General features: G+C 72.9%; 3 protein-coding genes and 1 pseudogene. 1 reads left to right on the top strand and 3 read right to left on the bottom strand.

Annotated features, from left to right (window positions below; translation table 11 throughout):
• Window positions 1–750 (bottom strand): annotated as a pseudogene (locus tag AX692_RS10860) (hypothetical protein); the annotation flags it as partial.
• A 174-nt stretch (window positions 751–924) separates the two neighbouring features.
• On the opposite strand from AX692_RS10860, the gene AX692_RS10855 reads away from it, so the two are divergent.
• Window positions 925–3,222 carry a trypsin-like serine protease gene (locus AX692_RS10855; RefSeq protein WP_073977185.1) on the top strand — a complete coding sequence of 766 codons (2,298 nt, stop codon included), beginning with the start codon at window positions 925–927 and terminating at the stop codon, window positions 3,220–3,222.
• A 77-nt stretch (window positions 3,223–3,299) separates the two neighbouring features.
• Here AX692_RS10855 and AX692_RS19665 read toward each other — a convergent pair whose 3' ends face one another.
• A complete protein-coding gene (locus AX692_RS19665) occupies window positions 3,300–3,551 on the bottom strand; it encodes a hypothetical protein (RefSeq protein ID WP_073975084.1) in 252 nt (83 codons plus the stop codon).
• A gap of 50 nt (window positions 3,552–3,601) precedes the next feature.
• The coding region (locus tag AX692_RS20135) for a hypothetical protein (RefSeq protein ID WP_073977669.1) at window positions 3,602–5,002 on the bottom strand (1,401 nt) is incomplete at its 5' end.

Raw genomic sequence — 5,002 nt, 5'->3', positions numbered from 1 at the left:
CTTCCCGATACGTGGCGGATCCTCGGGCCGCCCGAGGATCCGCCACGTATCGGGAAGCGCGGGATCGATCAGCAGCACCGGCGCGCCGAGTTTCAGCGCCTGAGCGACGGTGTGGCCGGTGCCCCCGGGGAGGTTGGCGACCTTGCCGTCCCACACCGCGACCACGAGGTCGGTGTGCTCGATCATCACCCGCCCGGCAAGCGCGACCTGGTCCGAGGTCAGCGTCTCGAAGGCGCGCGCGGCGGCGCGGTCTTCGGGATCGGCGAGGCTCCGACGCCACAGCGTCTCGATCTCGGCATCGCGGTCGGCCAGTTCGAACATCCGTGCGCGCGCGGTGATGCTGCGGATCGCAGCGGCCTTCGCCTCGACCGCGGCATTGCCTGCGGGCCGCCCGGCGAGCAGCGCGTCGACATCCGCGAGCGTTTCGGGGTGCGCATTGATCGCGCAGTTGAGCGCGGCGCCGAAGGGCAGCGGCACGGCAAGATCCCAGCCCCGCGCAAGGGCAAGCTCGCCAGCGACCTGATCCGTGCCGTCGACCAGCAGGCTGTGCAGCCGCACCGGCCCGCGCTCCCCCGGCAGCCCGGCGCAGATCGCGTCGATCCGCGCAAACAGCGCCTCGAGCGCGGCGGCGATCGCGGCGGCGTGGGCGGAATAAGCAGGGTTGGTGGCGCGGTGGCCGGTGACCCCGAGCGCCAGATGCGGCCGCCAGCTGTCACGGATCGGCGCGGGCAGGCTGGCTGTCTTCGGCACTGGCGCGGGCCCCCTGTTGCTCCCCGGGCCCGTGCCGGACGGCGGCGAGCCTTGCACGCGTGCTTAATCGCACCCCCCGCCCGCTTACAAGCGCGAAGCGCTTGCCGCGGCGCGGTTTGACGCAGGCAGGCCGACAGCGCATAATTCCGGCCGGGTTGCGCGGGGGAAATCGCGATGGTGCGCGGCAAGGTGATGATCCGGCTTGCGATCATGGTCGCGCTGGTGCTCGGCACGCCCCGGCTCGCCGCGCAGGACGAGGGGGAGGGCGGCCCGTCCGCCGCTCCCGAAGCCGAAGCGCCCTACCCCGCCGATCCCGGCAGAGAGGGGCGCGCGCGCTTCATCGACCGGTTCGGCCCCGAAATCGCCGAGGCCGATTACGATCCGCCCGCCGCCGAGGCTGCCTGCAAGGCGGGAGTGGTGGAGGCCTGCACCGACCTCGGGGTCGCCTATCGCTGGGGCGATGTGGTGGATCGCAACCGACCCGTGGCCGAAGTGATCCTGCGCAAGGCTTGCGCGGCGGCCGATGCGCGCGCCTGCGCGGTGCTGGGCGATCTGCTCGGCACGCATGGCGATCCGGCCCGCCGCGCCGAGCAGCCGGCGCTGTTCGCGCGCGCCTGCACGCTCGGCCTTGCGGCCGCCTGCGCGGATGGCTCGGGCGCAACGCCCGCCGCGATCGAGAGGCGCTACCGCGCGGCCTGCGACAGCGGCGGGATCCCGGCCTGCCGGGCGCTCGGCGAGAGGCTGATCGGCGAGACCCGCAGCGCGCGTGATCGCGGCGAGGGGATCGCCCTGCTGGGCGGATTGTGCCGCAACGGGGACACGCAGGCCTGTTCGCGCGCACAGGCCTATTGGCGCGGGCTGGACGCGCCAGGCAGCGCGCAGGCCGCCAACGCCTTCGCCGCACTCGGCTGCGAGGCGGGAGATGCGGCGGCCTGCACGCTGCTCGGCAATGCCGCGCTCGGCCAAGGCCCGGTGGCGCGGGCTGCGGCGCTCTTGCGGTTCGAGCAGGCCTGCGCGCGCGACGCGACGCGTTGCACGGGGCTGGAGCACGTCCGCGACGAGCCGGCGCTGGCGGCGCGCTGCACGGCCGGCGATCAGGCCGCTTGCCTGGGCCACGGCCTGATCCTCGCGCGCACCGACACCGCCTTGCGCGATGCGGCGCGCGGCGCAGCGCTGGTGATCGCGGCTTGCGAGGCGGGCACGCCCGGCGCGTGCCATCCGGCGGGCGAGTTGCTCCTCTATGGCGATGCCGAGCCCGATCGCGGTGCGGCCACCGGGCGGGCCGAGGCGCTGCTGACGCGCGGCTGCGATGCCGCCGAGCAGGCGGCGTGCGAACTGCTCGCCGATCAGCTGGCGGTCGGCAACTGGCTCGCGCGGGACATCGATCGGGCCACCACCCTCTACCTCGCGCTGTGCGACGCCGGGCGCGACGCGGCCTGCCAGTGGCTGGTCAACGCCAACCACCCCGCAGCGCCGCTCCCGCCCGCCGAGGGCATCATGCCGCCGCTGCTGACCGAGGCGGACGTCGCCGAGGCCGCGCGCCGCGAAGCCGAGGAGCGCACCCGCGCGGCGCGCCGGCGGGCGATCCGGCAGTGCGCCCCGAACGAGGTGGTCTGGGAAGGCGTCACCTACCGCGACAAGACCTGCATCCTCGTGCTGCGGGCGATCGGCGGCTTCACCGTCAACCGGGTCGATCTCGCCCCGTTCCAGGCCTTGCTGTGGCGCCCGCCGGTGCTCGGCCGGCAGAGGGTCGGCTTTCGCACCGCCTGCGGCGGGTCGGTGGTCGCGACCGGCTGGATCATCACCGCCGCGCATTGCACCTATGACCAGGGCTACCGGATCGAGGAGCAGGATTATCGCATCCGGCTTGGCGTGATCCGGCCCGAGGCGCCCGAGGGCAACAGCTACCCGATCCTGAGGGTGATCCGGCACCCGAACTTCTCGCCCAGGACCTACCAGTTCGACATCGCGCTGGTGCAGTACGATCCTGCGCGCGGCACGAGGGGCGATTTCGCTTTCGGCGCGCGGCGGATCGCGGTCGACACGCGCTCGCTGACCCAGCGGCCGGTGCGCCCCCGTGCGCCGGTGTTCGCCTTCGGCTGGGGACGGCAGTCGCTCGATGACCCGACCCCGGCCCGGATCCTCCAGGGCGTCAAGCTCGAGCTGGAGGATGCCGCCGCCTGCACCAAGCGCACCGCCTATCGCGACTGGCGCAAGGATTCGGTGCTGTGCGCGATGGGAGCGCAGCGCGAACAGGCCTGCACCGGCGACAGCGGCGGGCCGCTCGTGACCTACGAGGACCAGCGCGGCGTGCCGACGCTGATCGGGGTGGTCAGCAGCGGGGAGAAATGCAGCACCACCGGCGTGCCGAGCCGCTATATCCGCATCGGCCACCCGGCGGTGCAGGACTGGCTGGCGCAGAACCTGCCGGGCTTCCGCCGCCCCGCCGCATCGGCAAACTCGGCGCGCTGACGGGCAGGCGGAAACCCCGCGCCGACGAGGCCGCCGGGTGGCGTCCTCCCCCGCGCGGGGCCGGAACTCGCGTCGATCTACTCGGCAGGCGCTTCCGGGGCGGCCTGGCCCGGGCCGATCGGGTTGGCGGTGCCATCCTGACCCTCGGCCGCCATCGCCGCTTCGTCGGCCATCGCGTCGGTCGCCTCGGCAACCGGCGTCTCGGCAGGCGCCATCATTTCCTCCTTGGCGGTGGGCTCGGCCGCCGGGGCCGCCTCGTCCTGCTTGCCGCACGACGACAAAGCCAGCGCCGCGCCAGCAAGGCCTGCGAACGTCACGATCTTGTTCATGGTATCATCCCCCTCAAGCCGCCCCCGATCGGGCGGCGGGAAAAGGGCTATCATGACCCGAGGCGCGAAAGCAAATCCTTGAACCGCGCCTCCCCGCGCAGCGGATCAAGCAGCGGATCGTTGCGCAGCCACAGGAGGCCGGGATCGCGCGCAGCATAGGCCGTATCGAGCAGAGCCATCGCCGCCTGGATGTTCCCGCGCTGCGCCTCGACCTCGGCCTGCTGATAGTGGCTGTCGGGATAATCGCCCCTGAGCCTGGCGAAGGCGGCATCGGCGCCTGCGGCATCGCCCAGCTTGAACCTGGCCGCCGCACCCGCGGTGAGCGCGAAGACCTCGCCCGCCTCGGCCTCGGCCGCCTTGAGCGCGCCCGCCGCATCGCCCTGCATCAGCCGCGCCACCGCGATCCCGAACTGCGCGCTGGCAAGGCTGGGGTTGAGCGCCAGCCCGCGCTCCATCCGGCGCACCACGGCGGGGTAATCGCGTGCGAACAGAGCGACAAAGCTCGCCGATCGGAACGCGCGGGCGTTCAACGGATCGAGCTCCAGGACCTTGTCGATCATCCGCTGGGCCCGCGCGATATCGGCGCCATAGGCATGAAAGCTCGCCGCGGCCCGCAGCACATCGGCATCGCCCGCCGCCAGCTCTTCGGCCGCGCGGTAGTGCGGCGTCGCTCCGGCACGGTCGAGCCGCCCGTTGGCGAGCGCGAAGCCGAGCGCGAGGTGCCCCCGCGCAAGCCGCTTCTCCAGCGCGATCGCGCGCTCGGCCGCGACCACGGCGGCATCGAACAGCTGGCGCGATTGCGCCTGATCGCTCGCGACCGCGTTGGCGAGCGCGGCGAGCATCGTCGAGCGCCAGGCGTGAGCCGCGGCATAGGCCGGGTCCTCGGCGACCGCCTGTTCGAACTGGGCGAGCGCGGCGCGGTCGGTCTCCTCTCCGGCCGAGACGTCGTAGAGCGCCAGGCCGCGCAGGAACGCCTCGTAGGCGGCAACCGACTGCGTCCCGCCGATCTCGCCCTGCGCTGCTGCGGCCCGTTTGGCCTCGGCTGCGCTCGCGACCTCGGCCACCAGCGAGAGCGCGACGGTCTCGGCAATTTCGGTTTGCAGCGAGAACACATCCTCGAGCGCGCGGTCATAGGTTTCCGCCCAGCGCACCAGACCGCCCTCGATCTCGACCAGCTCGGCAGTGACCCTCAGGCGCGCATTGTCGCGCTGGACGCTGCCGCGCAGGATGCTGCCGACCCCGAGCTTGCGGCCGATCGCGAAGTCATCCTCGCCCGCGATCGCGGTGGAGGAGGTGGGGGCGGCAACCTTGAGGCGCGGATTGCGCGACAGGACGGTGCGCAATTCGCGCGCGAGACCGTCGGAGAAGAACTTCTTGTCCGGGTCGCCGGTCTCGTTGGCGAAGGGCATCACCACCATCGAGGTCGCCGCCGAGGCCGGGCTGCCGAAGAG

This window comes from Erythrobacter donghaensis (assembly GCF_001557325.1).
In the GTDB taxonomy this organism is placed as follows: domain Bacteria; phylum Pseudomonadota; class Alphaproteobacteria; order Sphingomonadales; family Sphingomonadaceae; genus Erythrobacter; species Erythrobacter donghaensis_B.
Note: the sequence above shows the minus strand (reverse complement) of the source record. Positions and strands in the feature narration are given on the sequence as shown.

Bases quoted from the DNA above. Each gene is read 5' to 3' on its own strand.
- AX692_RS10855 (WP_073977185.1), top strand. From the start codon at position 925: ATGGTGCGCGGCAAGGTGATGATCCGGCTTGCGATCATGGTCGCGCTG.
- AX692_RS19665 (WP_073975084.1), bottom strand. From the start codon at position 3,551: ATGAACAAGATCGTGACGTTCGCAGGCCTTGCTGGCGCGGCGCTGGCT.